Here is a 693-nt window from a genome sequence, read left to right as displayed (position 1 = left end):
GATTTGACTGCCTGATCGAACTTGATGTTCCATGCCCTAGATGCTTGCTTAAGTCCATAAATGGACTTCTTAAGTTTACAGACCATGTTCTCTTGGCTACTAGCAACAAAACCCTCTGGTTGCATCATATAGATGCATTCGTCAAGACTTCCATTAAGAAAAGCTGTCTTGACATCCATTTGCCATATCTCGTAGTCATAATGACATGCGATGGCTAAGAGAATCCTTATGGACTTAAGCATGGCCACTGGTGAAAAGGTTTCCTCATAATCGATACCCTCTTTCTGAGTATATCCTTTCGCCACCAGTCTAGCTTTGAAGGTTTCCACCTTCCCATCCACTCCTCTCTTCCTCTTGTAAATCCACTTGCACCCTATGGGTTTGATCCCTTCAGGTGCATTTACAAGTTCCCAGACTTGATTGGAATACATGGAATCCAATTCAGATTTCATCGCTTGCTGCCACATGTCAGCATCTATATCCGTTACTGCTTCATCGTAACTAGTAGGATCCTCAACCAGATCTTCAGAGTCTGTCTTTAAAGACACTCCTAGATATCTCTCTGGCTGTCTAGGAATTCTCCCACTACGACGAGGCTCCGGAGTGTTTAAAGGAATATCCGGTCCATCTACTGTCTCAGGATCTGGTATAGATGTAATAGGGGGTTCCGGAAGAATCTCCTCAAGAGTTTCT

At 43.6% G+C, this 693-nt stretch carries 1 protein-coding gene; it reads right to left on the bottom strand.

Translation table 11 applies throughout. The features are described from left to right. Positions 1 to 693, bottom strand: a 693-nt coding sequence (locus GO013_RS16695) for a reverse transcriptase domain-containing protein (RefSeq protein WP_163813169.1), incomplete at both ends; no start/stop codon positions are given.

It is taken from the genome of Pseudodesulfovibrio sp. JC047 (genome assembly GCF_010468615.1).
Lineage (GTDB): Bacteria > Desulfobacterota > Desulfovibrionia > Desulfovibrionales > Desulfovibrionaceae > Pseudodesulfovibrio.
The sequence above is the reverse complement of the archived record's forward strand: the minus strand, read 5'-3'. Positions and strand labels throughout refer to the sequence as shown.